The 25,143-nt window shown below is 56.5% G+C and carries 24 protein-coding genes and 2 pseudogenes; 4 read left to right on the plus strand and 22 right to left on the minus strand.

Translation table 11 applies throughout. The features are described from left to right. Window positions 1-149: 149 nt before the first annotated feature. From CVE41_RS02095 to CVE41_RS14830, 5 genes and pseudogenes are all read right to left on the minus strand, one after another. Window positions 150-617: a DUF2061 domain-containing protein gene (locus CVE41_RS02095; protein WP_232725751.1), complete on the minus strand. Its 468-nt coding sequence runs from the start codon at window positions 615-617 to the stop codon at window positions 150-152. Between the two features lie 106 nt (window positions 618-723). Continuing rightward, complete coding sequence (locus CVE41_RS02100) at window positions 724-975, minus strand: cold-shock protein (RefSeq protein WP_100259172.1); 252 nt, start codon at window positions 973-975, stop codon at window positions 724-726. A gap of 226 nt (window positions 976-1,201) precedes the next feature. Next, complete coding sequence (locus tag CVE41_RS02105; RefSeq protein ID WP_100259173.1) at window positions 1,202-3,289, minus strand: catalase; 2,088 nt, start codon at window positions 3,287-3,289, stop codon at window positions 1,202-1,204. 78 nt (window positions 3,290-3,367) lie between these two features. Then, window positions 3,368-3,784, minus strand: a pseudogene (locus tag CVE41_RS02110) (YciE/YciF ferroxidase family protein); the annotation flags it as partial. A gap of 12 nt (window positions 3,785-3,796) precedes the next feature. Further along, complete coding sequence (locus CVE41_RS14830) at window positions 3,797-3,958, minus strand: hypothetical protein (RefSeq protein WP_232725753.1); 162 nt, start codon at window positions 3,956-3,958, stop codon at window positions 3,797-3,799. Window positions 3,959-4,236: 278 nt separating this feature from the next. On the opposite strand from CVE41_RS14830, the gene CVE41_RS02115 reads away from it, so the two are divergent. Further along, a complete protein-coding gene (locus CVE41_RS02115; protein WP_198507695.1) occupies window positions 4,237-5,181 on the plus strand; it encodes a fatty acid desaturase in 945 nt (314 codons plus the stop codon). 51 nt (window positions 5,182-5,232) lie between these two features. Here CVE41_RS02115 and CVE41_RS02120 read toward each other — a convergent pair whose 3' ends face one another. Further along, window positions 5,233-5,955, minus strand: coding sequence for a Crp/Fnr family transcriptional regulator (locus tag CVE41_RS02120; protein ID WP_232725754.1), 723 nt, complete (start codon window positions 5,953-5,955; stop codon window positions 5,233-5,235). A gap of 164 nt (window positions 5,956-6,119) precedes the next feature. On the opposite strand from CVE41_RS02120, the gene CVE41_RS14535 reads away from it, so the two are divergent. Then, the gene (locus CVE41_RS14535; RefSeq protein WP_157799358.1) at window positions 6,120-6,377 is read left to right on the plus strand and encodes a hypothetical protein; all 258 of its coding nucleotides are present in this window, start codon (window positions 6,120-6,122) and stop codon (window positions 6,375-6,377) included. A 21-nt stretch (window positions 6,378-6,398) separates the two neighbouring features. Here the strand turns inward: CVE41_RS14535 and CVE41_RS02125 are convergent, their stop codons facing one another. Next, window positions 6,399-6,998 (minus strand): sugar transferase, encoded by a 600-nt coding sequence (locus CVE41_RS02125; RefSeq protein WP_100259174.1) that lies wholly within the window; start codon window positions 6,996-6,998, stop codon window positions 6,399-6,401. A gap of 456 nt (window positions 6,999-7,454) precedes the next feature. Between CVE41_RS02125 and CVE41_RS14540 the strand changes: the two genes are divergently transcribed. Beyond that, the gene (locus CVE41_RS14540) at window positions 7,455-7,826 is read left to right on the plus strand and encodes a hypothetical protein (protein ID WP_157799359.1); all 372 of its coding nucleotides are present in this window, start codon (window positions 7,455-7,457) and stop codon (window positions 7,824-7,826) included. Here CVE41_RS14540 and CVE41_RS02130 read toward each other — a convergent pair. The 13 genes and pseudogenes from CVE41_RS02130 to CVE41_RS15005 all read right to left on the minus strand — a co-directional run. After that, window positions 7,816-8,190: a Rap1a/Tai family immunity protein gene (locus tag CVE41_RS02130; protein WP_157799360.1), complete on the minus strand. Its 375-nt coding sequence runs from the start codon at window positions 8,188-8,190 to the stop codon at window positions 7,816-7,818. The genes CVE41_RS14540 and CVE41_RS02130 overlap by 11 nt on opposite strands. Further along, complete coding sequence (locus CVE41_RS02135) at window positions 8,190-9,188, minus strand: cell wall hydrolase (protein WP_232725755.1); 999 nt, start codon at window positions 9,186-9,188, stop codon at window positions 8,190-8,192. Before CVE41_RS02135 ends, CVE41_RS02130 begins: the two co-directional genes overlap by 1 nt. Then, window positions 9,185-9,850 carry a Crp/Fnr family transcriptional regulator gene (locus CVE41_RS02140; protein WP_198507696.1) on the minus strand — a complete coding sequence of 222 codons (666 nt, stop codon included), beginning with the start codon at window positions 9,848-9,850 and terminating at the stop codon, window positions 9,185-9,187. Before CVE41_RS02140 ends, CVE41_RS02135 begins: the two co-directional genes overlap by 4 nt. Window positions 9,851-10,020: 170 nt before the next feature. Next, on the minus strand, window positions 10,021-11,952 hold the full coding sequence (locus tag CVE41_RS02145; protein ID WP_100259178.1) for a glycosyltransferase family 2 protein: 1,932 nt from the start codon (window positions 11,950-11,952) through the stop codon (window positions 10,021-10,023). After that, window positions 11,949-13,073: a glycosyltransferase family 61 protein gene (locus tag CVE41_RS02150; RefSeq protein ID WP_157799361.1), complete on the minus strand. Its 1,125-nt coding sequence runs from the start codon at window positions 13,071-13,073 to the stop codon at window positions 11,949-11,951. Before CVE41_RS02150 ends, CVE41_RS02145 begins: the two co-directional genes overlap by 4 nt. A 71-nt stretch (window positions 13,074-13,144) precedes the next feature. Next, window positions 13,145-14,998 (minus strand): ABC transporter ATP-binding protein, encoded by a 1,854-nt coding sequence (locus CVE41_RS02155; protein WP_198507697.1) that lies wholly within the window; start codon window positions 14,996-14,998, stop codon window positions 13,145-13,147. Further along, entirely contained in the window at window positions 14,995-16,170 is a 1,176-nt protein-coding gene (locus tag CVE41_RS02160; RefSeq protein WP_198507698.1) for a glycosyltransferase family protein, read from the minus strand. Before CVE41_RS02160 ends, CVE41_RS02155 begins: the two co-directional genes overlap by 4 nt. A gap of 128 nt (window positions 16,171-16,298) precedes the next feature. Beyond that, a complete protein-coding gene (locus CVE41_RS02165) occupies window positions 16,299-17,387 on the minus strand; it encodes a glycosyltransferase family 4 protein (protein WP_100259181.1) in 1,089 nt (362 codons plus the stop codon). After that, entirely contained in the window at window positions 17,384-18,472 is a 1,089-nt protein-coding gene (locus CVE41_RS02170; protein WP_100259182.1) for a glycosyltransferase, read from the minus strand. Before CVE41_RS02170 ends, CVE41_RS02165 begins: the two co-directional genes overlap by 4 nt. A gap of 46 nt (window positions 18,473-18,518) precedes the next feature. Beyond that, window positions 18,519-19,013, minus strand: coding sequence for a polysaccharide biosynthesis/export family protein (locus CVE41_RS02175; RefSeq protein ID WP_232725756.1), 495 nt, complete (start codon window positions 19,011-19,013; stop codon window positions 18,519-18,521). A gap of 58 nt (window positions 19,014-19,071) precedes the next feature. Continuing rightward, window positions 19,072-20,343 (minus strand): O-antigen ligase family protein, encoded by a 1,272-nt coding sequence (locus CVE41_RS02180; protein ID WP_198507699.1) that lies wholly within the window; start codon window positions 20,341-20,343, stop codon window positions 19,072-19,074. A 120-nt stretch (window positions 20,344-20,463) separates the two neighbouring features. Then, window positions 20,464-21,186, minus strand: a complete 723-nt coding sequence (locus tag CVE41_RS02185; protein ID WP_232725757.1) for a hypothetical protein — start codon at window positions 21,184-21,186, stop codon at window positions 20,464-20,466. A gap of 12 nt (window positions 21,187-21,198) precedes the next feature. Beyond that, a pseudogene (locus tag CVE41_RS15005) lies at window positions 21,199-21,501 on the minus strand (glycosyltransferase family 2 protein); the annotation flags it as partial. Between the two features lie 209 nt (window positions 21,502-21,710). Here CVE41_RS15005 and CVE41_RS02190 point away from each other — a divergent pair. Beyond that, window positions 21,711-22,967 (plus strand): glycosyltransferase family 2 protein, encoded by a 1,257-nt coding sequence (locus tag CVE41_RS02190; RefSeq protein ID WP_232725758.1) that lies wholly within the window; start codon window positions 21,711-21,713, stop codon window positions 22,965-22,967. Here CVE41_RS02190 and CVE41_RS02195 read toward each other — a convergent pair. Both CVE41_RS02195 and CVE41_RS02200 read right to left on the minus strand, forming a co-directional pair. Further along, entirely contained in the window at window positions 22,964-23,977 is a 1,014-nt protein-coding gene (locus CVE41_RS02195; RefSeq protein WP_100259187.1) for a glycosyltransferase family 2 protein, read from the minus strand. The two genes, CVE41_RS02190 and CVE41_RS02195, sit on opposite strands and share 4 nt — an antisense overlap. Before the next feature lie 2 nt (window positions 23,978-23,979). Continuing rightward, the gene (locus tag CVE41_RS02200; protein ID WP_157799365.1) at window positions 23,980-25,113 is read right to left on the minus strand and encodes a glycosyltransferase family protein; all 1,134 of its coding nucleotides are present in this window, start codon (window positions 25,111-25,113) and stop codon (window positions 23,980-23,982) included. Window positions 25,114-25,143: the final 30 nt, after the last annotated feature.

Below are 25,143 nucleotides of genomic sequence, written 5' to 3' on the forward strand. Positions count from 1 at the left end.
CCCTACCACGACTAGAGTGCTCCGACGATCAACCCAGCGTTGGCGAAAATGTAACAAATCGCTGAGGTACTAAGAGAGATGATGTAAAGAGATGCGTAGCGTATTTATCGAGAGCAGCGCTCGTAAGGCACCGATGGGAAGTTCAAGTTTCACGTTTGGTGAATGGCAAGCCCGAATGAGATTCTTGACCATACGCGCTCGTGGATCATGTAAAGGATGAGCTTGCTCACTATCTCCAGTCCGCCGATCGATGCGGCGGTGGCTGCGCTGCCGGTAAAGAACCAGGCGAGCAGAAATGTATCGGTGGACGCGATGGTTCGCCAAAGCCCGGTTTTCGCAGCACTGCGCGTCACGGACTCACGCCTCTTCCCGTCGCTCCAATTCAATCCCCACGATGCACTGGCCCACGCTCGCTCGTGAAGGAAGTAGAGAACGAATTTCGTGAGGACTTCCGTGATTGCAATTAGCCCGGCTGTTTCCAGCGCTTCGTCTTGTGGGATTTCAGCGCCGAAGAACGGACCGAGGTAGGTGATCAGGACGTAAGAGAGGATCAGCGTGTCGAGAGTGCCAACCACACGCCATGAGATGGCCTTTGCTACCGAACGCCGCTTGGTCACCCGCGAAAGATTTTCCGGATCATCCCGGCCGGTTCCAAAGTCTGACATGCATTCCAACCCTGCTTAAATGAAGAAGGGGGCGATTGCCCCCTTCCTCGTGCTCTGGTCAGCCCTGCTGCTTACTTGCCTGTCCCTTTCGTGACTGATCATCGTTTTGCTGCTGCTGGAGGTTTGTTGCGCACTCTTTGCCGTCATCGCCCTTGCGAGTTTCGTATCCGAAACGCTGATTGGCTGCGGGTTCTTTTCCCTGCTGCTTCAGGTCGGATTTTTCAAACGGCAGGGCGTCTCCGCCTTGTTCGGGTGCGATCATTCCCGATCCCTTTGAGCTATCGTAGCTCTTGACCTTGCCATACTGCATAACTCTATCTCCTAAAAAATGGTGAAGACCTCTCCGATATTGGATTTGCTCACCACAAAATGAGGGCTGAAGGCCATAAATATTGAATACCGATTAATACCCTAACCCTCAGAGTATAACTTATTATTGACAGAGATTGACTTCAATATAGAATGATTTGAAATCATTTCGGTATAATTAGTTAGAACATTACATCACTTTATTTTGATTCTCATCAAAATGACGTTCAGTAACTCCCCAATCTTTTCCAGAATCGCAGCTTGCCGCAAGCAGTGATGAAATCCTTAGCAGACGAATCCTCGCTCACATCGAAGAAACCGTCATCCATCTTGGCCCCTATACCCACCGCCTCGAAGAGCGGCTTGACCGACGGCACATATGCGATGAATTTCGCGTGGGCGAAGGCGTCGGAAACAAAATCCTGGCTGGGTTTGTCGTCGGCAAGTTCTTTCGCCGCCGCCTCTCCCATAACGACCGCAATCGCATCGAACACGACCGGTGGTCCCCCATCGATCTTCTCGTTGGCTTCGAGGATTTTGCCATCGGAAAGCTTCGCGCCGCCGATATGTGGCGCAACGATGCCGACCAAGGCACCTGCTTCTTCCGCCGCATCTTGCAAACTCTCTACGACAGCGGCATCGGCGCCCTCGGCAATATAGATACCTAACTTACGACTTTTGAAGCTGTTCGGCCCGTTCTTCAGGATCGACAGGGCGGGGCTTTCCGGCAAATCGGTGATAGGCTGGCGCGCAACGGGTGTCTTTTCGGGCAGTTCTGACAGGCCCAAGCCGTCACATACGGTCTGCGCCAGTTCATTATCGATATGACGCAGATGGCCGACCATCCTCTTGCGGCTCGACAGTCTGCCCACCTTGCTCAATTCGAAGATCAGCGCTTCGGCCAGATGTATCTGCTCCACGTGGGCCTGGCTGATGTAAAACTGCCGAGCCTGGCTGTAATGGTCGGCAAAAGTTTCGGAGCGAGCGCGCATTTTCGGACCTTCGACCGGGGCTTCGTAACTTGTGAAGCCCTGCATGGGGCAACCGCGCGGGCCGCGATCTTCCTCGGCGCCGTCGCCATCGCCCCAGCTGTTGGGCTCGTAGTTCACCCGTCCCTTAGGGTTAGTCATCGCCATGTGCCCGTCCTGCTGGAAATGGCGAACCGGCACCTTGGGCGCATTGATGGGAATATGGGTGAAATTCGGTCCGCCAAAGCGCTTCAGCTGCGTATCGAGATAGCTGAAATTGCGGCCCTGCAGCAGCGGATCGTCAGAGAAGTCGATGCCAGGCACGATATTCTGCGTGCAGAAGGCGACTTGCTCGGTCTCTGCGAAGAAATTGTCGACATTGTTGTTCAGCGTCATGGTCCCGATGATGCGCACCGGAACCTGTTCTTCGGGGATCAGCTTGGTCGCGTCGAGCACGTCGAATTCGAACTTATCCGCAAACTCCTCGTCGAAAACCTGTACGCCCAGATCCCATTGCGGGAAGTCGCCTGCATCGATCGCATCCCACATGTCGCGGCGATGGAAATCGGGATCGGCGCCGTTGATTTTCAGGGCCTCGTTCCAGACGACCGACTGCAGGCCCTGTTTCGGCTTCCAGTGGAACTTGACGAATTGGCTTCCACCCGCCTCGTTAACGAAGCGGAATGTATGGATGCCGAAACCTTCCATGAAGCGAAAGCTGCGCGGAATGGTCCGGTCGGACATCTGCCACATCACCATGTGCATCGCTTCGGGCGAAAGCGAGATGAAGTCCCAAAAGTTGTCATGTGCGCTCTGTGCCTGCGGAAAGCCGCGGTCGGGCGCAGGCTTCACTGCATGGATGAGGTCGGGAAACTTGATCGCATCCTGGATGAAGAACACCGGGATGTTGTTGCCTACGATGTCCCAATTACCCTCTTCAGTATAAAGCTTGACCGCAAAGCCGCGTACGTCGCGCGCCAGATCGGGCGAACCCTTGTTACCGGCCACCGTAGAAAACCGGACGAAACAAGGCGTTTTCTTGCCCTTCTCCCCCGCCAGCACCTTTGCCCGGGTGAGTTCCGGGATGGGATCCGTCAATTCGAATTCGCCGTGCACTCCGTAGCCGCGGGCATGGACCACTCGTTCAGGAATGCGCTCGTGATCGAAGTGAAAGATTTTTTCACGCGCAATATGATCTTCCAGCAGTTGCGGCCCGCGTGGGCCACCGGTCAGCCAGTTCTGATCGTCGGCTATGGGCGAACCCTGCGCGGTGGTCATCACATCATCATCGTGAAGTGGCTCTTGATGGTTCGCGCCGCCCTTGGACAGCTTGAGCTGATCATTCATTCAATTATCCCTGAAAATGCGGAGGCAAGCGTCGGGGCGCGGGAAAGTGTGAGGGGGGTCGCCCGCGCCCGTCGGCATCTAGTTGTCCTGCTTGGCAGCCAAGTTGATCGAGCGTTCGGCCAGTTCGCTTGCGAAATCATCCGCGCCATAAATGTCGTCGACAATTTCATCGAGCTTAGCCGTATCGTCGTCGCGGCCCAAAGCTTGTGCGAAAGCCTTGGCAGTGCCGAAGCCGGCAATGCCATAATGGCTCATCCGCTGGTACTGCGCGATGGCAGCGACAGCCCTGACATCACTTTCGATATCGGCGTCGATCGCGTGTTTGCGCGCCTCCTTGACGAGGCCTTCCATACCTTTGCAATGCTCTTTCGTGTCCAATGAGCCATCGCATCCCTCAATGATCTCTTCGAGCACCGAGGTGTGTTCTTCGATGCCCTCGAGCGAGTCCGCAAAAAGCTGGGCAAGTTCCTTGTCATCTATCTTCTTGGCCATCTGCGTAACCGCTTTCTACATCTGGTCGTTCGCCGACCAGAGATCCTGCAGTTCGCCCACGTAAAGGTCGAAGAGGTTCTCGGGAGTGCTCATCTTGATATCTTCCTCTCGGTCGGCAGACAGAAATATCCTGCCATCGAAGCGTGTGAGGAGTGATAGGACGCGGCAGCGCAGCATTCCCTAATCCAGGTTGCCTACCCGCCGATAATCGTAGGATACCCGCATTTTAATTCGATCGGCAGACGTTTGCCCGTCGTATTTCGTCTGCTGAGTTCCCAAATCTATCAATAGATTAGTTCGTGGAAGCGCGCGAACGTATATGCGAACCGCCCCGCCCACTCACAAAGAGACCTCCGATCGAAACCAGCACTCCCATTCAGCCTACGCCAGCGCCCAGTCGCAAGGACACGGCCAGAACACTCGCCGCCTCACTACGGGCATACGGTGCTCCAGCGATGTGGCGGAGCATCTTCGAACTGGCCCTGACGTTCTTGCTGTTCGCAGCATGCTGGTGGATCGCGGTTTTCGGGACGACGCGTGGCAACTACCTTGCACTCATTGCGGTAGCGCCGGCTGCCGGGCTCCTGCTTCGCCTTTTCATCATACAGCATGATTGCGGGCATGGAGCGTTTTTCGCGCGTCGGCAGGCAAACGATCGGGTCGGGTCGGCGCTGGGTGTGTTGACTATGACCCCTTACCTCGTCTGGAAGCGCGCTCACGCAGTGCATCATGCGACATCGGGGAATCTCGACGCTAGGGGGATGGGCGATATCGATACACTGACAGTCCGGGAATACCGGGCACGCTCAACCTGGGCCCGTTTTCTCTACCGGGTCTATCGTCATCCGGTGATCATGTTCGGGGTTGGACCCGTCTATCTATTCGTGCTGCGGCATCGCCTTCCCGTGGGACAGATGAAGGCCGGTTGGGGGCCGTGGAAAAGCGCGATGGCAACCAATCTGGCGATCGCGGGCGCGCTGGTCGGGCTATCGTTTGTCTTCGGTTTGGCAACCGTCATGTCGGTCCACCTGGCAATCGTGATCCTCGCCGCGTCCGGTGGCGTCTGGATGTTTTACGTCCAGCACCAATTCGAAGGTACGCATTGGGCATCGAAGGATGACTGGTCCTTTCATGAAGCGTCGCTCTACGGCAGTTCGTATTATGCGCTGCACCCGATCTTTCATTGGTTCACCGGGAACATCGGGCTGCACCACATTCATCATCTAGCGAGCCGCATCCCATTTTATCGCTTGCCGGAAGTTATGAGAGCTTTTCCCGCTTTGCGAGAGACCGGCAAGATTGGCGTGTGGCATAGCCTCAAAAGCGTGCGATTGACCCTTTGGGACGAAGCGAACCGAAGCCTGGTAAGCTTTAGAGACGCGAAGGCTTTGGCAGACTAGATTGCGGGATGCCGAAGGTTCGGCTCCGCGCGGAGGGCTCCCTATCCCGATTTATAGCCTCTTCTCCAACCTGCGGTGAAGATAGTTTTCATCGAAACCTGCAATGCGGACGAGTTGGATGGCATCGGCAATAATCAGCTTGCCGCGGTTCAGTTCCATCGTCCCCTTCAACTTCAATTCCTTGAGAATACGGTTGATGTGCACGGGTGTCATTCCAAGCGCATCGGCAAGCACGACCTGCGAAAGCGGAAGCTCGAGTTTCGCATCGTCGGAAACGCCAATCTGGTGCATCCGTAAATAAAGCTCGCAAATCAGGTGTGCGACACGTTCGATACTCGTTCGCCGACCCATGCTGACGATCCACGCGCGCATGGTGCCTTCGTCGACCAATTGCGAAATGTACATCGCGTTCGCAAAAGATGGATGCTGGTCAAGCAACTCGTGCATACGCTCGCGCGAAATCACGGCAACCCTCGCTTTCGTCACCGCCTGAATACTGTGATCCATTTCTTGCACAAGGTCGGTATGCAGGTCGCAAGCATCGCCCGGAACAAGGAAGGCGATGATCTGACGAGAACCATTGGGAAGGATTTTGTAGCGACAGACCCAGCCTTCCAGCACGATAAACACCGGACCGGTCTTGTCGCCTTCCCGGATCAGGTCTTGCTTTGCGGCATAAATATTCACCGAAGACATCGCCGCCTCGATTTCCGATGCCACATCCGAATCAAGCGACACAAAGCTTTCTAATTTTCGGATGAATGGGTTCGACATTGCAGGGGCCTACAGCAAAGGCGAGAGCATAAAAATTGCGCAATGTTATTATAGGTTGTTGATTATAGCACAGGTCGAGTGCTAGTTCAGCACATCGTCGTAATTTTTCGTTCAGGCACCGGCGGCTGGAGGGCAACGCCCTTCGCTTGGAAAGGTGAGTATCGATGCCCGACGTAGCCCTAATCGACCTTGTTCCAGGAGAGGAACCTCATGGCCGTGCAGCCCTGCTGCTTGTCGAAAGCCTGATGCATGGCCTGATCGAACGTTCGGTGATCACTCCCCGCGACGCGCTCAACATCGCCGTAGCCGCCTGCGAAATCGATCTCGTCGTCGGTGAACATAATGGAGAGACGACGGAGAATCGCTCGACGTCCCAGCAATTGCTGGACAAGATAGTGATGAGCCTGCGCTCTGAAATTTGAGCGGCCGATCCACGCTGTACTCTACACTGCGCCCTTGCCTGTCATAACGTGCGGCACTGTCTTCATAACTATCAGCAGATCGACCAGAAGCGATTTCCGCGCGATATAGTCCGTGTCGATCCGGACGCGGTCCTTGTAGGCCAAGTCCGTCCTTCCGCTGATCTGCGCTGCCCCGGTAATGCCCGGACGGACGGAGCAATATGCTGCGAAATTCTCGCCATATCTAGCTATCTCATCCGCGACGATCGGGCGCGGCCCTACAATGCTCATCTCACCCCGGAGAACGTTCAGCAGCTGGGGCAGCTCGTCCAGGCTTGAACGCCGTAGAAAACGGCCCAGCGCCGTCACCCGTGGGTCTTTCCTGAGCTTCTGACTGTCGTGCCATTCTGCAGCAGCATCGGGATCGTTATCGAGCACGTCAGCAAGGCGGAATTCCGCATCGATTACCATGCTTCGGAACTTGAGGCATCCGAACCATTTTCCTTCCTGTCCGATGCGACGGTGAGCGAAGAAGACGGGGCCAGGGTCCTTGATCCGGATAGCCAGCGCAATCATCCCGAATAGGGGTGCAAGCATAACCAGGGCGAAAGCCGACATTCCCACATCCAGTGTTCTCGTCATCCATCGGGAAGGGCTTGATCTCCCGACTGCACCAATCGGATTTTTTGCATTTGTGTACCCGTTCGCAGCCTCTGGCAGATCTCGGGGAGCGGAGTATTTCACTCAGCCCAACCCGAAAATTTGCGCAATAGAGACGGTGGGAAATGAGTAGTTGCGATGGATCATCAGAAATCTTGCACCAGATAATTGCCGAACAGGCTCATCTGATATTTGGATTTCCGGCGACGCTCCCTAACCTGATTGGGACACCTCGTTGGCACTTATGCTTTAGAAAATAGAAGCCTGATTTCTTACATAGTTTAGTGAAAGGGAGAGGCGCCGTTTCTAAGCGCAGGACTGCATGGCACCTCTCCGCGACCAAACCTGTCGATACTCCAGACCGCGAAGCGACGGCTTGGGCTGGAGGGCGCCGATGGGAAAACAACTGCTGGACAATCCGGCCGACAGCGCGAAGCCATGAAAACAGTGCGCCGCACCGCTTGGCTGCTCATTTTCGCTAGCATTGCCACGGCGGTCGTACTGGTCGCCACCCCCAATGATACCGGCATACTTGGCGCCCTGCCATGGGCTACAGGTGCCGGGATATTGATTGTCGCATCGGCGCGCAGATTGGTATCGAAGTCGCGGCGAACTTTCCTGATAGTGGCCATCGCCCTTTTAGCTCTGCTAGGTGCTGTGGGGGCCGTAGCTTCGTGGTGGTCGATGGAATTTTGGCTTGCAGGCGCACAATTGCTCATTGTCGTCAGTGCAGCCGGAACGGCTTTCTGGGCGGCAAATGTCCGCCGCTCTTCGAGCCGCGATTATCTCGAGGGTTATTTCAGCGAATAGGTTCGCAGGGAAAGCGCTGGTGCAATGCGGTGATGACCACCGAAGCAGCCTGGGAACTGGATGCCTGAGGATGCTCTGTCATATATTCCGTGAATACATCCACGAGTTGCCCTTGGCTGGACCCAGCGGGCACGCACGGCTCGCCGAGTTCAAGCCAGACCTTGTAGGATCGCGCCGCATCGGCGACACCGGCAATATATGCAAAGCAATAGGATTTCGCGAAGCTCGAAGTGCTCGTGCATTTGGCGAGCAGGTCCCCTGCGGTCTGGAAACCCTGAAGACTTTCTTGAGGATGGACCGCGGGCGTCAGGAGACACGAAGCCGCGACCAAACAAAAGAAGGTTCTTACCCCCGAAGCCGTCATCAGTTCTTCCTGTCCAGAGTCAGAGACCCACAAGTGCCGGTTCGCACGTCGGTGCATGACTTGCCGGTAATTTCCGAAGCCTGCGCCATTTCAAGCGGGCGGGGGACGAAGGCTTTGGTCCCCGAAGGATGTACGGTTTCTTCCTCGCCGGTTGCTGCGAGAGTCGACCCGAATGGCACCGGCGTGTCGGCGGGCCCGAGTGGGAGTGGATCTGAGATCGCGGGCTCGTTGCCGCGATAGTTGCGGCTAAATGCGGCCGTTTCGCCTGCACCTCCCTGCCACCTGTAAAAAACATGAAGACCGATATCGCCGATCTTCGACAGGCTCGAGCTCCAATAGGGAGTTACATAATTGGCGTGGTAATGCGTGGCTGATCCCACGGCCGGATAGCCCGTTCCTTCCAACGCCGATCGAGCAATCGTCTCAGCGAACGACCACTTTCCTGGGGCAGGCGCGCGGAGCAAAGAACCGTCGCATGTAAAGGTAAACTGACACCCTGTTGTCCTGGTCGAGCCTTGGAAAACGACCCCACATACGGTGTCGGGAAAAGCCGGGTGTCGAACCCTGTTAAGGATCACTTGTGCCACTGCGCGTTGACCATCGGCGCTTTCAGATCCCGCTTCGTAATAGATCGCATTCGTCATGCACTCGAGCGCCCGGACCAGATCGACAGGATTCTTTGAATTATTTTCGAAGGCTTTCATCAGCTCCGCAGGGTCCGCCTCCTGTATGATAGCTAGCCGGTTGTCGTTTCGCCCGGAGATTATCGCCTTAGTGAATGTTGCCCGCTGCTCTTCGACCGGTTGCGGACTCTGCTTATCCGGCAATGGGCCACCGAGAAAGACGACGGACAAGGCAACCACCAGTCCCAACGCCGATAGCAAAGCAATGCGATATCGCTGAAATTTCGAAGCCTGTGTGTCGGAAAAGGGCATCATACCTGATCGTTTGGCTCGACCAACTTTGCCATAAACCAGGTTTGCTTCGGCAACTTTCAACTTACCAGTTCACGTACCCCCGGCAGGAGATACTCGCGGTCGAAGCCAGCAAGCCTTTCTAGCCTGGAGAGATCATGTACTGTCAGTCGTTTGCCATGAAGGGTGATCAGCCCGGCCTGGCGCAGATCCTGGAGTTTCCGGTTGGTGTGGACTGGCGTCAGACCAAGCACATCCGCCAGATCGTCCTGTGTCAGTGGGAAGGCGAAACTATCGCCATCTACCTGGTTTATAAGCTCGAGGCGGAAGCGCACTTCGCAGATTAGATGCGCAGTGCGCTCTAGTGCGTTGCGCCTGCCGATACTGACTATCCACGCGGAAAGTATCGAACTCTCGAAATTCGCATAGCGCCTGATCGCCACCGCGATGTCTGGGGCATTCAGTTTGATCTCTCGCCAGTCGCGCTGCTCGATGAATGCAACCTGCAACGAAGACAAGGCAACGATGTCATGCGTCGATTGGGCGTGTGGATTGGCATTGAAATGGCACATGTCACCCGGAAGAAGCAGACCGAAAATCTGCCGCGATCCATCCCGTAGAATCTGGCACCTGGCTGCCCAGCCATCGGTGATGATCGGAAAGGGTGATAGCGGATCACCGTGCCGTACGACGTGCCTTTTCGCTTGATAGGAGCGCGATCTCGCGCTCAGAAAATCGAGAGCCACTTTCGATCCCTGACCCAGTCCGGAAAGTTGATCGAGTATGGTTGCTAAGTTGCCGTGCAAAGGTGCGCCCCTGTCCTAATTCGGGAACCCACCTAGTTTAAGAAGAGAAATCAATCACTCACATAGGTCAACTTTTTATAGAACGATGAGATAGATAAAAACTCACCAACTCAAGTTTGCGATCCACTGAACGCCCTAATGAAACTGCCTCCAATTCTCGCGGAAACCTTTTTGCCGAAAATTTCGACCACCCAGCGATAGAAGTACTTGTTGGCCGGGCGGCGCACCCAAGCCTTCAAGGCGTAAGCCACAGCCTTGGTGATACTTCCTGCCTGACTGTCGAGTTCGCGCTTTGCGCTATCCATCAAATAGAGATTATCGACACCAAGCTTTTGCATGTCGCCATGATAGCGCTCGAACACGCGCCCGCGGGCGATCCGGTTTGCCAAATGGTTTTGGGACAGCCTGCCTTCGGCAGAGACACCTATTTGCTCCTCGCCATCGAAATAAGTGGCGAGAGGTTCGCCGATAAAGCCGATCTCGAAGAACCGCGAGATCCGGATCATCAGGTCGTAATCTTCGATCGCTGGCAAGGAGGTGTCGTACCCCCCGGTAAGTTCAAGGGCGCTTTTGCGAAACATGACCGTGGTTCCGCCACCCTTGACCACGTTCTTGACCAGCATCGTCGAGTAGAGCTCGCCGCCATACTCAGGTCGTTCGACAATATTCCTCGCCCCCGCGCCGCTTATCCGGATACCGGTGTAGGTCATGCCAACCCGTACACTGCTGGCCTGCATCGCCAGCGCTTGCGTACGAAGCTTTCCTAAATGCCAGAAGTCGTCGGAATCGCAAAAAGCTATCAATTCGCCCTGGGCTTCGGCGATCCCACGGTTCCTCGCAGCACCGACACCTGCGTTGGCTTCCAGGCGTATGACGCGGAGCCTTGGGTCGGCAATTGCACGAATTTGGGCATCGGTATCGTCCGTCGAACAGTCATCAACCACTATAAGCTCAAAATTGGTATAATCCTGGGCCAAAATGCTGAGGATAGTCCGCTTTATCGACTTCGCGCGATTGAACGTCGGCACGACGACGCTAACGAAAGGTGTGGGGCCCGTTGCATTTCCCGGCATTTGGAGGGAAAGGGTCTGGATCGTTGGCATCCCGTTCCCGCCCCCAAAGCTTGATCGACTGTTGATAGGCTCGACCAACCGCGACCATACCATGCGCATACGCCACGTCAGGTTTGCATTCAGAGTCTCCAGGTCCTCGAGCGAAAGAATGGCGTTATGGCAACGAATGGAAAGCGCCGGGTTTTTCCGCGGGATATCTGCCCGGACAGCACTATAAGCTCTCCGCAGATCGCCTGCATATCGCTTTGCCAGACTGCGAGTTTCAAGCCTGCTTGTAACCGTGTCGAGCACGTCGAGCCGCGACTCCAGCCCGGCCGGTGTCGCACGCTGAGCTGACACGCTCGAGGACTCTTCGGGCAGCTTGCGATAGAAGGCACAACCTTCTTTGGCACGGACAAGGGAGTTTCCTGCAAGAAAGGCACGCATCATAATGTCGCCATCCTGATTGACCTGCACGCCTGGATCCCAGCCCCCCGATTTTTCATAGGCGCCCCGCGACCAAAGCACCGAACACGGAGGCTGATACCAGCCTCCCAGCCACGCAGCGAGATCGTCCTGTCCCGCAAGTCGTGGCAAACAAGAGGCTGGAGCTGGTTGCCAGCTGTCGTTTTCTGCGACGAGCCTCTTCCAATCGCAGCACGCGATCTGACCCCGATTGTCGATGAGAGCTTCCTCTAACGAGGCCAGCGCGTTCGGCGTCAGGAGGTCGTCGGCATCGAAGAACATTAGGCCATCGCCGCGCGACTTTCGCACTCCTGCCAGCCTCGCAAAATTGGCCCCGCGTTCATTCACCTCGATGACACGCACTGCCTTGCCAAATGATCTGGCGATCGCCCTGCTATCATCCGTCGAACCGTTGTCGGCCACGATGATCTCGTCGGGCGGACGCTTCTGGATAAGGAGGCTGGTGAGTGCCGGTCCGAGATAAGCCTGCGCGTTGTAGCACGGCACGACAGCGGAAATTATCATGCGAGCTGGTCGATGATCTCGAGCAAGGCATCGATATCGACGGTGAGATCGCGGTCTAGAGGGTTCGGAGCACTTCCCGCTTCGACCGGCAGCAGCCAGTAACCGATCCCCAATGCACAAGCGAGCGCATAGAAATTCGGGTTAGGAAAGTCGCCGTCCGCCATCTCGACAAGCTGCGCACCCTCGGCGCATAAGAGTATGTTCGTGATTCCGGCCCCGTGCGGTGCGACAACGACGCGCGTCTCTTGCATCAGGCACACTTGCTCTTCGAAAGTCAGCTCTTCCATCAGGATTGTTTCAAAGCCTTCAGCTTCGAGCGCCGGACGCAAGGACATTTCATTAGTGATTTGTCGGCCTTTGGCTGATGCCCGGCTGACGTAGATCTTGCGCCAAGGCGGAGGCGCAGATGTTTGGCCGAAGGCAGTACGCACCGATCTCAACAGCTCGGGATTGAAGCGATCCGTGCCTAAAATGGTGAGGCGATCGACCGAAACTGGAAGCAACGGATCGAACTGTTGCAAGGACGAACAGTCAATATCGAGCATGCGGAGCGAGGCATCCATGACCGCCGTTCTCCTCGTCGGCATCAGCACCTCGTCGAGGCGCTCCATTCCCTTGATAAGAAGCAATTTGGGAAGATGCGCGGTCAACCAGTGGGAATGGTTGTGGTATGCGCGTTCAGCGAACCAGACTCCCGAAACATAATGTTGCGTCTCGCCCGTCCTTGGCAACGCAGCTACATGCGCGGGACGATGTGATATCTCGCGCACCTCGATCGATGTCTCGTCGGGAGCGATGATGGCGGGGAAGTAATCGCCCTTCGATGGCGTATCGAAAGCGATCACTTGGCACACGGCAAGTTCGGCCAAGAATGTTTCGGCGCTGAACCGCGATGGGACATCGTACATCGAGTAGCCCCACAAACTACCATCGCGGGAAAGTTTGTTCCGGCTCGAAATATTCTTGGGCAACGGATTTTCCACTGTGCGCGGCGGCGAAAGTTGTTCGATGAAGCCAGCCGTTGGCACGCGTGCAAGATACTGGCGCACGCTTTCCCTGCGACGCCAACGATAGCCGAGCGTCGCAGGCGGGATGCCATGTTCGATCGCCCTTTCCGGCATACGTTTCCAATGCCAGCGCGCCTTTCCTATTGCAGCATTCGCGAAGCTGCTGGTTCGTTCGAATAGGCTTTTCACGCCGCCATCTCGCGAAATTCCCGGTTTTCGCGGCACAGCCTTTCATAGGTCCCAGACGCCTCGATCATCCCGTTCTTCAGGTAGTAAAGTTGGTCGCAATTGCGCACGGTCGTGAGGCGATGTGCGATCATGACCACGGTTCGTTCGCCGCGCATAGCGTCGACTGCATCGATCACCGCCCGCTCGGTCGTATTGTCGAGCGCAGAAGTAGCCTCGTCGAGAACAATGATCGCGGGATCCTTGTAGAGCGCTCGGGCAATGCCGATACGCTGCCTTTCCCCACCCGAGATACGCACACCGCTCTCACCGACCAACGTGTCGAGTCCATGCGGCTGACGTCCTATGAAAGCGCCCAATTGCGCGCTTTCGATAGCCCTTCCCAGTGCATCGTCGTCAATTTCGTGATCGTCGAGCCCGAGTGCGATATTGCTACGGATGGTGTCGTCGAGAAGATAGATCGCCTGCGGCACATAACCGACATGGTGCCTCCACGAACGCAGTTGGTCCGGTGCCAACCGAATGCCGTCAACTTCAAGCCCACCGCGTTCCGGCTCGAGCAGACCGAGAAGCACGTCCACCAAAGTCGATTTGCCTGCGCCGGTCGAACCGACAAGGCCGACTGCAGACCCGACCTCTATGTCCAGACCCACACCTTTGAGCGCATGGCCGTCCGCGCCTTCATAGCGATGCCAGACTTCGGCAAGACCGATCGAAAGGGCCGGACTTTGCCAGCTACCCTCACTAGCGAATTCAGGTCCCTCGCTTTCCAGTTCGTCAAGGTCGCGAAAGATCGGATCAATCGAAACGAGGCTGTAGCGAAGGTCGGCGAATTGCGACATTGCGGCACTCGACGCCTCACGCAATCTGACAAGCCCGACGACGAAAAGTGACAGCGTGACGAGAATGGAATCCGTACTTCGCCCGAGTAATACCAAACCCGCCGCCAAGGCCAGCAGACCGGTCATCGCGACCATTTCGGACGCAGGAGGAATGATCTTGGTGATGAGCATCTTGAAGCGGTTCACCATGGTAATGCGCCCCACCGCGGCCAATACCCGGCCGACGAAGAACTCTTCACGACCCAGCGTGCGGATTTCCTTGATCCCGCCGAAGGCCTGATAAAGCGACTGGTTAAACACCGCGCGATTTTCCTGCTGCACGAGGCCGTATGTCCTCAATCTCGTGCTGATCGTCATAACGCCAATCGCGGCGATCCCGCCCAGGAAGACGATCCACGCCATAGTGATCAAAGGTTCCACGGCCAGCAGGAAGATGAAAACGCTGATGAGTATGACCAGCTTTGTGAGCAATTCCAGCAAGGTGCTGATGACATTGTAGCACACGGTTATGACTTCGTTGTCGACGTTGCGGAGCAACTCCGATGTGTTCCGTTTGAGAAAGAACGGATAGGGCGCGCCCATGTACGCACGCATCAGCCGCGCCGCGATCGAGAGGCGCCGGTTCGTGACGTAACGGATTTGCAGGTAGTAGTTGAAGCCGAGGAAACCGTTCTTGACGGCAAAGATCGCGATCAAGGCGGCCGCACCCCAGACGACCAGTGCGCGGTCGGTAAGATTCGCCGTGAGGCTCGCCATCAACGGGCCCGCAACCGGAATATATTCCATGGCTTCTCGATCAACGACCGCGCTTACGAATGCTGGAACTGCCGCAAGGCCGACGACTTCTAGCGCTGCGCCCACGAGCATGAGCACGAATAAGGCGATCGCATTTATGCGATCCTTGCGTGACAAGAGCGCGAGCAAACGGGCAAGCGATGTCCTGAACGATGCGTCCCGATCATCGGTCGCCGCTGCTTCGATGGTCTCTTGCCTCACGGGTGATGCGCTCAATTCGGCACACTCGAAGGTGCTGCGGTCGGCAAATGTCCGGCACTTTTCATGCCTGCCCGATCGAGCGCGCGGTCCCAAAGATCGGTCAGAAGGTGCTTGTGGTTTTCGATGTCGGATTTGCGGGCCTGTTCGAATCCACGTTCCCTCATCCCGTCAGGGACGGGCCCCGATACGATCGGAACCACGTCTTCGATGTGGTCGTAGAGATAGCCTGCTCCTTCGCCCACGTATTCAGCAAGGTCCGGACGAAGCCTCGGCATGCAAACTCCCACACCGGATGCCTGAGCCTCTGCAATCGCCATGGGCCAGCCAACAGTGGGAATGTCGAAATCGCCGGTATAAACCAGCCACCGGTGCTTTTTGTATTCGGCCGGCATCGCAGCAGGTTGGACCGGCTCCACAAATTCCACACCGGAGCCCATCTCAGCATCCTGCTCTTTCAGCCAGTCGAGGTGATAGCCCATCGCGTAGAGTCTGAAGGACTCGTTTGGCACGAGCTTTGCCAGCTTCAGGAATTCGGGCATCGCCTTTTTCGGTGTCGCAACACCGGTGTTCATGATCGCATCGCCATTCTCGCTCTCATCGTAAAAAGCGGCGGTGCGAACGACGGGGAAGCAATCGATCAGCTTCTTGCCGTCGATGCCCATGCGTTCCAGCCAAGGGCGCGAAAACGGGAACGTCAGCACACCCAGACACAACTCGCTTTCCATGGCGCGTATGCCCTCGATAAACCACGGTGTACGCTCAAGCGGCTTAGACCGTTTGAGCATCTGCTTGATCCGACCCTTTATGCTCTTCTTGCGCAGGGCGACGGTATCGAAAGAATGGGTGCGTACGGTAAAAGGAATACCGGTCATTTCGGACAACTGCCCAATGAAACGGAGTTCGGTGAGATAATGCGTATGGAGGATATGGGGCCGGATCTCTGCTACGGCCTGGGCGAATTCTTCTAGCGTTTCAGCGGTTCGGTAGGGGCGGTGATCTTCGTAGGCGATGTCCGGACCCCGCCGTGTCACGATATGGATGTCGTAGTCGTCTTCCAGCGCCTCTATCTCGTTCTTTATATAGGTCTGGCTGATCTGCGGGTATTCTTTGAGCAGGAACATGATTCGCGGGCGTGCCGACTGATCTGCTTGGTCCTCGCGGCCGGGAAACTGGACGATTTCTGACATTGCTGCTCCGTGACGGTGACGACTCTGCCGGACAAGCGGTGCCAGCGGCGACGCGAAGCCAATCGCGTATACCGTTACGGAAGACTACAAACTGGGTTAGGGTTGCGGGCTGCTATGCGGCCGCAATCTCAGCCACTACTGGCGAGCCGCTTATAAAGCGCCGCGTATCGGTTGGCGGCTAATGCAGCAGAGAAGCTGCTTGCCCTTCGAATTGCCGCCTTGGACAAACCAGTGCGAAGGCTTTCGTCAGCTAAAATCATCCCAAGGCATCTCGCCAACTCTTCGGGGTTGTCCGGTTCGACAGTCATGCCAGCGCCGCAAAGGACTTGAGTAACCCCGCCCACGTCACTGGCTAGGCAAGGCAGACCGCACGCCATGGCTTCGATCAATGCGACAGGCAGGCCTTCGCTCCGCGATGGCAGAACAAAGACATCGGAGTTCTGTAGAAGATTTAGCGTTTCCTGTTGGTTTAGCATTCCTGCGAAATTGACTCTCGCTTCGATCGCCAGTTGGCGAGCAAGTTCGATCAGCGCACTTCGTTCTTCACCGTCGCCTACCAATGTAAGTTCGCAGCTCCCGCTACCGTATTGTGGGTCAGCCAAAGCGCGCAGAAGCACATCATGGCCCTTGACGTGCTCAAGCCGACCTACCGATATCAGACGCATTGATCCGGGTTGTCGCTTTCCTCCAATCGGCTGGAAGACTTCCATGTCCACGCCATTGGGAATGACCTCTACTCGCTGCTGCGGCAGGGAACCGATGCGCAGCGCATGGTCGCGCAAATCTTCGGAGACGACAGTGACGGCATCGGCCTCTTGCAAAAACCGTCCCAGATGGTCCCGGTCTCCCGGCCATGGTCGAAGCAGGTCGCTACCGTGCGCGGTTATCACGACCTTGAAGCCGAGGAATCGCCGTAGCAGGAGGAAATAGTGGGCCCGCTTTGTAAGGAAATGGAGATGCACGATGTGTGGTCTGGTACGAAGCAGGGCTCCGATTGAGCGAAACAGCGAGGCCAGATGCCATAGTCTGCGCCGATCCGGTTCGCGCAAATGCAGATCGAGCACCGTCTTGTTGGCAACACGACTTCCGGTTGGCTCGCTCCAGGTCGAGAAGACGTGATGGCCCAGGCGCTTCATCGCCTCGACCAAACCGCCCACCACTGATTGTACACCTCCGGGGTGGGAGCAATCGACAGCCGTGTAATAGAAGATCCTCACGAGCTATCCGGCGTCAGCACGCTTCTGTGAGCGGTGATCGCCTTGTTTGCTGCTTTAATAAAATGCGCCAGTTGCATCCCCGGCTGCATTTCCTTTCTCTTCGAATAGTCGCGCGCCGCTCGAGACAGTTTGCGATACAATTGCTCATTCCGGGTGAGAGCACGAAGCGCGTCCACCCATGCCTGCACGCTCGCATCGGGCGAGATCAGTACGCCCCCAGGCCCGACAGACTCGGGCAATCCGCCCGTCCTGCTGGCAATCACTGGTATTCCGCTAAAGTGGGCTTCGGTCGCCACGCGGCCCCAAGCTTCTTCCCAGATGCTTGGTATCAGGACGATTCTGGTTTGCGCATAGACGGTCTTCATGTCTTCGGTGCGATCCCGGACATCGACGTTGGGAAAGCGCGAATTCAGCTCGTCGAGCGCTGTCTGGTCTTCCTTCTCCAGCGTCCATGCTTTTACAAACAGGAAAGGGATATCCTGGCAGCGCTTAACGAGTTCGAATGCAATATCCCTGCCCTTCAAGGGATGCGGATTGATGAGGGTTACATAGTGACGCGACGTGCGCGTTGCATAGCATTTGCCATTTACAAGCGGCGGAATGACACTGCAGTCGACCCCGTGACGTTCACGCATTTTCGATGCCGTAAATTGCGAGTTCGCAAGATACCCATCTGCCGACCCGGCCACTTCGCCACCAAAATCATCGTCCTCGACATTTCGGAAATACATCAGCGTAGCGACGCCTGCTTGCCGGAACGCTTTTGAAAGAGGCACGGGAAAGCCGGACATCATGCACAGAATGTCAGGTGCGAAGGCTGTGGCCACCTCTTGGGCTGCGTCTGCAGGGACCCAAGAACGAAATGCAAGATAACCGAGCGTGTCGTTGCGAAAGAGTTTGCTCTTCCGGACTTTCAACGAAAGGCGCGCTCTCCAGCCAAGGCTCCCCACACCCGTTAGGCCGGAAAAGGTAGCGACCTGGTGCCCTTCAGCGATTAGCGCTTGCGCAAGTTCATGCATGCTGGACTGGGCGCCGCCAGCGATCTGCGGCAGGTATGGGTGGCCGGTGGCCAAAAGTATCCGCATCACACGAATATATCCGTAATGGAATCATGAACCTGCAAGCAGATCATCAGAAATAGCGCTCGCCCACTCTCACAGTGTCGCCAGGCCGCAGGCGAAATGCCGGGCTGCGTTCTAGGTCCACGAGCTTTTCCTGCGTATCGTCGGAGCGCTTCAGGAACACCCGCTCATCGTTTGCGCGATAGGTGTAACCGCCTGCTGTAGCGACGGCCTGTTCCACTGTCAGACCCACCGAATAGGGATATTCTCCTGGCCGGTTGACCTCGCCAAGGATGTAATAGGGCCGATACTCGAGCACCTCGGCGCTGACCCGCGGATCGTTCACATATCCGTTGTCGAGCATCGCAGTCAGTGTTGCCTGCAGTTCCTCGATACTGCGTCCGCTGGCTGGAACATTTCCGATCAGCGGGAATGAAATGTCCCCGTCGCCGGTTACTGTGTATTCGCCCGACAACGTGTCCTCGCCGAACACGGTCACCCTCAGCTTGTCACCCGTGCCCAATGGATAGATTTCATTTGCATCCGCGGCGGTTGCATAGGGCATATCGCCGACGCCTGCGCATCCGGCCAAGCCAGCTAAGAGGAATGCCGCAAACGCGGCCTCAGGTATTCGGGACATGGTGCTCGCCTCTGTTTCGCGATTTGGTTGAATGTTGGGGTGAATGGTTCCGCGCAGGATCCGGACGACGCGCAGATGTGAAAAAGGCGAGTGCCAAGAACAGGAAGACCGTGTCGATCAGCAAGGGCGCGACGATGAGTTCGGTTCGCATCCGCAAACACAGGAGCAGAAAAATTCCTCCTGCCAACGCGCGGTCGACTGTTATTCTCTCGATGAAAAGTCCCGCCAGCCGGGCCAGACCGAAACCTAGAGGTGCCAGAAATGCGATCAGCCCGGCCCAACCCAGATCCGCCCGGATTTCGCGAAATGTGTCGTGGAAGTGGAAGGCTCGGCCATCGGTCTGACCATTTCTCGCCAAAAGGCCTACTCCGCCATCGCCCAGCCAGATCGCCTTGTAGCCGTGTCCGAGGAGCGGCTTTTCCTCGATGAGACGGTCTGCCGCCTCCCATAAGACGGTTCTGCCTGTGAGCCGCGTGTCTTTGCCTAGGACCTCACTACGAGCGGTATCGGCATAATTTTCAATCTGGGCCAGTCCCAGCGTGCCGGCGGCAAAGAAAAGTGCTGCTGCAAGAAGGATGAAAAGCCTACCACCACGAGGCAGGGTTCCGGCGATCGACAATAGGGCGAAGAACACTACGACCGCGACTGCAGAAAGCATCGCCGTGACAGATGCGCCTTGCCAGATGACGGCGGCGGATAACGAAACACACACGAGTGAGGCGAGCCTCGTCAACCATGAAAGACCGCGGTCGGCCACGGCGCACAGCGAGGCTGCCATCCAGAACAGGGCGACATACGCCATCTGGTTCTTGGAGCCCGTAAAGCCGATCGGCACCGCCCCCTCGGCCGACATTCCCGTCCTTCCCGACAGGAAGCCGATTACCATCGCTATCGAGAGCCCTGCGAAGAGCGTGAGCACAAGCTTTCCACGCGGAATGGTCGCAGCAAGAACTATTCCTACGCCGATCGTGGCCAATAACTGAACCGCATACCGAGCGGAGATGGACGGAACCTGCGACCACATTACCGAAAACATAGCTGCAGTAGGTAAGAGAAGCAGCAACCAACTCCGTGCGGCCACGGCAGGCAACTGCCGCCAAGAGATGGCGACGATTGCCGCGAACAGGATTATCTCCAGAATGACGATAGGGGGGCCGAGCGCCTGCATGGCGAGGCAGGCCACGAGGGCAATTGCAACCGGTGTGACTGGAACGGTTTCGAAACCGTAGATAGGTTGGCCCGACGTGTCACCCACCTTACGCCAATTGGCATTCGACCGGCGATCAGGAGTATTGGACAGGACGGGCATCGTCCGATCTGGCCATCGGTAAGGATCGAAGCCATCAACCAGGTTAGGATTTGGGAAGCGGAGAACCTAGGCCCGCACTGCCTCTTCTGCGGTGGCGGGGATAATTTTTCGCCTGAACGGGAGAAGGAACCTGATCTTGGCGCCTTCGGGAGCCCGGTTCTTCGGGAGAATGGATATCCCGTCGACCTTGTCGCGCAAAACCGCCTTTGCCACGGCTGCCCTTCCCGCCATGTCGGGCGCACAGCGCGCTGTCGCGACAACGAGACCTTCGGCGCGCTTGGTCTCAAGAAATTCCATGTGGCGTTTCTTGGTCAGCAAGTGGCGCCGGTGGAAATGAAGCGAAGATCTCTCGCGGGCGTCGAGAGGACCCGTAAGAATGCCATCGACCGCGTCGAGCAATGCCGTGAGATCTTGGGCGCGATGTCTGGCACTCAGGGAATCGAAAAGCTCTACCGCCACGTAGCCGCATGATCGTGTCACCCGGAACCGGGCGCCTTTTTGCAGCATGCGTGAATACAGATCGAAGTCTTCGCCGAGCCTCAGCCTCTCATCGTACCGCAGGCCGTGGCGTTCCAGAAATGCGCGACTGATCAACGGTTTCAAAAACCCCAGTTCGCCTCGCGGTTTTCCCGCAATCGATTCATTACCATCCACGAACTGCGTAAGGCCCAATTTGAACGGCGTTTGGCTGGCCGCGATACGAGCCATGGACGAAAACCGTGCCGTCTTCTCCGGAGGAATGAACAGGATATTATCGGCAAGCGCATCCCAGTTTTTGCTAGGGGCCATGTCAGACTGAAATCTTTCCGGTGTAAAAAAATCGTCCGCGTCAAGCACGGCGACATATTCGCTCGTAGACTTCTCTATGGCCGCATTGCGTGCAGCGGCGGGACCGCTGTTGGCATCGAGCGGGTGTATTTGAAGCCGCCCACTGCCGTCGTCCGCGTTTCGTGCCACTGCTACCGAATTGTCGATAGAACAGTCATCGACCACAATCACTTCGGTAACTTCTGGCTGTGCAAGTGCAGAGCGAACGGCGATGCCGATTGTCTCCTGCGAGTTGAAAGCAGCTATCAACACGCTGATAGAAGGGTCGGAAGGCATCGATTACTCCTAGAGGCCGAGGCTCTCACCCCTTGGGAAAACACCTTTAGGAGTTCCGACGCAATCGGCCTCTAACCTTGTTTAGGGTCGATCGAATACGTTCCCGCTCTACTGGGCGCATGACGCCGGATGGACAATTCTCGAACGTTCCAAGCGCAGTGGGTGGGCGGAAATGTGATCGATCATCCAGCCCGTTGGTATCGATCTTGATGGTGGCGAAAAACGCCGACGAGACCATTGGTGCAGCACTCAAATCGGCCACGGACCAAACCGTGCAGGAAATTGAAATTGTGGTCGTAGACGATGGTTCGTCGGACAGGACTCGCGCGATTGCGCGTACACATGCCAAAAGTGACTTCAGGATAAAGATTTTTGCCGGGCCGGCTGGCGGCTTGGCAGCCGCTCGCAATTATAGCCTCGGATGCGCCAGAGCACCTTGGGCCGCGATCCTGGATAGCGATGATCTGCTTCATCCCAGGCATCTCGAATTTTTGCTCGATGCTGTTCGGACAAGACATGCCGATTTGATTGCTGCGAATATGATCGAATTCGGCGAACAAGGGGGAAAGCGGCAATCCAAGCTTTTTCTCGAAGGAACGACAAACTCGACCATAGCAGAGGTGAGCGAATGCCAATTCGTGGAATCTGGTACCATGGGGTTTGGCGGACCGTCGCTCGGGTTTCTCAAGCCCATGATCTCTTTAAAATTTCTGGAAAAGCATGGCGTCGCTTATGACCCGACGTTGCGGATCGGCGAAGACTACGACCTCATAGCCCGGATGTTGCAACAAGGCGCGCGATACACGTTAACGCCGCGTCCAACCTATTTCTACCGCAAGCACGCCAATTCCACTTCACATCGTTTGTCGATCGGTGACATCGATGCTCTCATACAAGCTGCACGCGATCCGGCTGCCTCAGAAAACGCCGTGCTGAAGCAAGCCCTTAAAAGGCGTAAAACGAGCTTGATAGACGCAAAGAGGCACCTGTTGCTCGTCAATATGTTCAAGGATCGCAAATTCCTGGAGGGAGTGATCTACGCACTGCAGCACCCCCGAACTCTGTTTCAGCTTGCCGGCAGTATAAAACAGGGAATTTTGCGCCGTATTCAGGAGAGGGTATTTCAAGGTCGAGGGCGAACCTTCAAGATGTCTCACCCAAATGCCCTTATCATCGGCCCACTCACAGAAGGCACCGAAACCTACTTAGCTGCCACAACTCTTATGAAAAATGGCTACCGCGTCGTTTGCAAGGACATCTTCCATTGGTCATCGGCGACCGAACTCTCCGACCAGCTACCCACATTCGACGTCATCTTGCTTGGATGTGAAGTCGCTGACGAGATAGCTCCCTACGCCCTTTCTCCTGACGCTGTCTGGATGACGAGAAAATTAGCGGCGGACGGGCGAAACAAGTTTGTCGGATTACAGAACGTACATCGGGGCAAATTGACAGGCAGCGGTTAAAAGCTTTTTTGCTCAGAAGGCATTCCGGTCGAGGTCTGTGATCTCTTTGACATCGAATTGGCCAGCCATTCCCATATAAACCCGAAGGACCAGGCAGTATGCATGATCATCGCCGCGGCTCCCGAGAAAGCCATCATCAGGTCCCGTCGTCTCGCTGCGAGGTTCAGGGCCCAGAGCTGACAGATCGACGTCCAACCAAGGGCAGGTAGCGCGAGACATATCCAGCCCAGCGGGGAAAGCAGCGCGAGAAGGATTGCAGGCGGCACCATCAGCGGAACAAGCTGCCGGATACGCAAGGGGCTTCGATGGCGGATGGCGGTCTGCGCACGCCCCCTCCCGTAACGGAAATACTGGCGCCACAGGGCTATCGGAGATTCGCGTGGAAAATAGATTATGGCTGCTTTGGGCTCGAGCCAGATGGCGGCATCGATCGAGGCCAATCTCATGTCGAGTTCCGCGTCCTCGTTGCAAGGCATGTTCTCGTCATACCCACCCACCTTTTCAAAAGCTGCGATGCGCATAAGGGCGTGATGGCCGTGGTCCACAAAACCGCCCTCTCCTAAGTTTCTATGCGCCGCGCCGCCGTTGCCGAGGCGTGAATTCTGCGCTGCCGCGGCGGCTTTCGAGAATCCTTGCGTGCCCGATGTAAGCATTGGCACGACCACGGAGTCCGACTTCGTAGCCTTGGCACTTTCTACAAGTGTGCGAATATAGCCGTGAGGGTAACGACAGTGGGCATCGAGACGAACGAAGAAGGCATAATTTGCGCCAAATTTCTCGACAGCGAGATTGACACCCGCACTTTGGATTAATTTGGGATTGTCCATCAAATCGATCTTGGGAAAGAGGTGCCGCATGGCCTGCACGATTTCGCGCGAGCCGTCCGTGCTTCCGCCGTCAGCCACCACTATACGGGAGCAAAGCGGTTCGCTGGCCAGTTGCCGAAGCAACCTTGGCAAATGTCGTGCCTCATTCAGGCAAGGCACGATCGCGAGGATATTTCCATCCACCGTCACCCCGCTGCGGCCAATTGCCGCACAAGGCTTTCGTGGTCCGATTGCGAGAAAGCATACGTTCCGGGATCGAGGCGGGAGATTTGCTTGCGAAGTGTCGCAAGTTTGGACCCGTCCATCGAATTCATGACACCGGCTATATCCTCGGCAACAGACAGGCACAGTCCCACGCCAGCCCTGCCAAGCCAATGCCCGGTTTGCGTACCTACAAGAGCCACAGGGATCACCGCGTGCGAAAGCGCTTCGTAGAGCCGATTGGGCAAGAGCCACGCCGAGTTCAGGCCTTCCTCGAAAAAATCGATACACCAGGCAAAATTCACTGAAGAATAAAGTTCGGGCAATTCGTCGGTTGAATAGGAGCCCGCAAACTTCACGCCCTCGGCGTGTTCGACCTGACCGTAGAAATCTTCAAATTCGGTAAGCGACGGGATACCCGCAAGGACCACCTCGATCCGGCCATTCGACCGGGCGGCAGCTTCGCAAAGCAGATCCAGAGATCGTCGGCAACGCAACATGCCGAACCAGCCGATCCGCCACGGCGCTTGCAGCTGCGCTTTGGCGGGAGAGTTGGCCCCAGCATCGCCGCGAGACACCTTGTTCTCGACGAGAATGACCGGTCCATGATGTCGCTGAACCGCCTTGAGGTATTTGTGGCGGTAGGCGTCGGAGCTGACGATTGTCGCTGCGGTGCTGCGAAGCGCTTTTTTTTCGACATTGCGTACGAAGGTGGAAAGCAGTCCCGTGCCGAGCAGGGTGCGATGTATGTCCAGCAATTCGTAAACGATTGTCTGGTGCTTTTTCGCAATGCTTCTCGCCAGGGTGAGCATCTCAAGGTTTCGCGCCACGATAATGGTGCAGTCGGCGATTGCTTTCACAAGTGCGTTTCGAAAAACCATCGCTTTCGCGACAAGCAAGGCGCGTTGGCCGAGCCGAGCATCGTGGGTCTGTCCCAGTGTTATGGCCGGAGCTCCGGAAACAGTCTCGACCGCCTCTCGGCGATAAAAGCCGGCTACTATGACTTGTGCACCACCTGCCGAAAAGCCTTCGACGCGCCGCGCCACCGCGGCATCGTTCAGGTCGTGCACCAGATAGGCAATCATCGGGATTTCGGAGGCTGGCCGGGCATAGGTCAAGAAGCCGCCCCTGCCCGATCGGGTGTTCGC

The organism is Qipengyuania seohaensis (genome assembly GCF_002795865.1).
In the GTDB taxonomy this organism is placed as follows: domain Bacteria; phylum Pseudomonadota; class Alphaproteobacteria; order Sphingomonadales; family Sphingomonadaceae; genus Qipengyuania; species Qipengyuania seohaensis.

Coding starts and splice junctions, on each gene's coding strand:
- CVE41_RS02170 (WP_100259182.1), bottom strand. CDS start 18,472: ATGCGGATACTTTTGGCCACCGGCCACCCATACCTGCCGCAGATCGCT.
- CVE41_RS02150 (WP_157799361.1), bottom strand. CDS start 13,073: ATGCCGGAAAGGGCGATCGAACATGGCATCCCGCCTGCGACGCTCGGC.
- CVE41_RS02120 (WP_232725754.1), bottom strand. CDS start 5,955: ATGTCGAACCCATTCATCCGAAAATTAGAAAGCTTTGTGTCGCTTGAT.
- CVE41_RS02130 (WP_157799360.1), bottom strand. CDS start 8,190: ATGACGGCTTCGGGGGTAAGAACCTTCTTTTGTTTGGTCGCGGCTTCG.
- CVE41_RS02145 (WP_100259178.1), bottom strand. CDS start 11,952: ATGATAATTTCCGCTGTCGTGCCGTGCTACAACGCGCAGGCTTATCTC.
- CVE41_RS14540 (WP_157799359.1), top strand. CDS start 7,455: ATGAAAACAGTGCGCCGCACCGCTTGGCTGCTCATTTTCGCTAGCATT.
- CVE41_RS02175 (WP_232725756.1), bottom strand. CDS start 19,013: ATGCCCTATGCAACCGCCGCGGATGCAAATGAAATCTATCCATTGGGC.
- CVE41_RS02190 (WP_232725758.1), top strand. CDS start 21,711: ATGGTGGCGAAAAACGCCGACGAGACCATTGGTGCAGCACTCAAATCG.
- CVE41_RS02160 (WP_198507698.1), bottom strand. CDS start 16,170: ATGTCAGAAATCGTCCAGTTTCCCGGCCGCGAGGACCAAGCAGATCAG.
- CVE41_RS02185 (WP_232725757.1), bottom strand. CDS start 21,186: ATGGCCCCTAGCAAAAACTGGGATGCGCTTGCCGATAATATCCTGTTC.
- CVE41_RS02100 (WP_100259172.1), bottom strand. CDS start 975: ATGCAGTATGGCAAGGTCAAGAGCTACGATAGCTCAAAGGGATCGGGA.
- CVE41_RS14535 (WP_157799358.1), top strand. CDS start 6,120: ATGCCCGACGTAGCCCTAATCGACCTTGTTCCAGGAGAGGAACCTCAT.
- CVE41_RS14830 (WP_232725753.1), bottom strand. CDS start 3,958: ATGCTGCGCTGCCGCGTCCTATCACTCCTCACACGCTTCGATGGCAGG.
- CVE41_RS02105 (WP_100259173.1), bottom strand. CDS start 3,289: ATGAATGATCAGCTCAAGCTGTCCAAGGGCGGCGCGAACCATCAAGAG.
- CVE41_RS02115 (WP_198507695.1), top strand. CDS start 4,237: ATGTGGCGGAGCATCTTCGAACTGGCCCTGACGTTCTTGCTGTTCGCA.
- CVE41_RS02125 (WP_100259174.1), bottom strand. CDS start 6,998: ATGACGAGAACACTGGATGTGGGAATGTCGGCTTTCGCCCTGGTTATG.